Genomic DNA, 1,794 nt, shown 5'->3' with positions numbered 1-1,794 from the left:
CAGCAGGGCGGCGACGGAGGAGAAGGCGGTGAAGAAGTCGAGGTGGATGCCGCGTTCGCGGGTGATGCGGTCGAGGGCGTGGGCGCCGTCGACCTTGGGGGCGAGGACGCGGTGGAAGCGTTCGGGGGTCTGGCCGGCGAGGACGCCGTCGTCGAGGACGCCGGCGGCGTGGACGATGCCGCGCAGTGGGGCGAGGGCGTGGGCCCGGTCGACGAGTCGTTCGACGTCGGCGGGGCGGGAGACGTCGGCGGTGAGGAGGTGGACGCGGGCTCCGGCGTCCTCCATGGCGCGGACGGCGGCGCGGACGTCCTCGGTGTCGCGCGGGGTGCGGCCGGCGAGGACGAGGTGTCCGGCGCCCTGTTCGGCGAGGCGGCGGGCGACCTGCAGGCCGAGGCCGCCGAGGCCGCCGGTGACGAGGTAGCCGCCCTCCCCCGACAGTTCGACGCGCTGGTCGAAGGTCAGCACGACCTTGCCGGTGTGCCTGGTGTGCTGCATGTGGGTGTAGGCCTGCGCCGCCCGGGTCCGGGGGAACACCGTCACCGGCAGCGGACGGAGCCGGCCGGCCGCGAACATCGCCCCGAGCTCCTCGAACAGTCCGGGCAGCAGCGTGGCGTCGAGTTCGGCGTCGTCCCCGAGGTCGAACGGGAAGTACCCGGCGTCCGGGCGCTCCCGGCGCATCCGCTCCGGCGACCAGATGCCCAGCTTGCCCATCTCGACGAAGCGCCCGTCCTTGGCGAGCACGGAGAGGCCCGCCGGGATGAACTCGCCGTTCAGGCTGTTGAGGACGACGTCGACGCCCTGCCCGCCGGTGGCGGCCGCGACCCCGTCGGCGAACGAGGTGCTGCGCGAGTCGAAGACGTGGGCGACCCCGAGGGCCCGGACCGCGTCGTGCTTGGACGCGCTCGCGGTGGCGAACACCTCCGCGCCGAGCGCCAGGGCGATCTGCACGGCGGCGCCGCCGACCCCGCCGGAGGCGGCGTGGATCAGAACCCGCTCGCCGGCCCGGAGCCCGGCCAGCCGGGTGAGCGCGTAGTGGGCGGTCAGGAAGGCCAGCGGGACGGTGGCGCCCTCGGCCATGGTCAGTCCGGCGGGCAGCGCCGCGACCTGGCCGGCGCCGACCGTGACGAAGTCGGCGAAGCCGCCCTCGGCCATCGCGATCACCGGATCGCCGACGGCCAGTCCGGTCACCCCGGCGCCCACGGCGGCCACGACGCCCGCGCACTCGAAGCCCAGCGGGACGTCCGCGGCCCGGTCGAGGCCGTACGCGTCCGCGTAGTGCTCCCGCATCATGCCCAGCATGATCAGCACGTCGCGGAAGTTCAGGCCGGCCGCCCGCACCCGGATCTCGACCTCGCCCGCGCCGGGCGCCCGCCGCTCCAGCGGCTCGGCCCGCAGGTCGTCCGCGGTGCCGTACTCGCCGAGCACCAGCTTGACGGCGCCGGTGTCGGGGGTGGGGTTGGTGGTGGGGGTGAGGGTGGGGGTGTGGCGGGTTTGTCCGCGGAGGGCGCTGTGGGGGTGGTGGGTGGTGAGGGCGTGGTGGGGGGTGGTGTGGGGGTCGGTGTCGGTGATGGTGCAGTGGAGTTCGGGGTGTTCGGCGTTGATGGTGCGGACGAGTCCCCAGAGGGCGGTGTGGGCGGGGTCGGGGTGGTCGTGGGGGGTGAGGGGGTGGGCGTGTCGGGTGATGACGTGGAGGTGGGCGCGGGTGCCGGTGGTGGTGAGGTGGTGGACGAGGGCGAGGAGTTCGGTGGTGAGGTGGTGGGTGTGTTCGGCGGTGGTGCGGGTGGTGTGGTCGGT

The 1,794-nt window shown here is 74.7% G+C and carries 1 pseudogene; it reads right to left on the bottom strand.

The features are described from left to right. Positions 1-1,794: pseudogene (gene gdnG, locus ACIA8Q_RS33800) on the bottom strand (guadinomine polyketide synthase module 3 GdnG); the annotation flags it as partial.

This window comes from Kitasatospora sp. NPDC051705, from assembly GCF_044453265.1.
Taxonomy (GTDB): domain Bacteria; phylum Actinomycetota; class Actinomycetes; order Streptomycetales; family Streptomycetaceae; genus Kitasatospora.
This window is presented reverse-complemented; position numbering and strand designations above follow the sequence as displayed.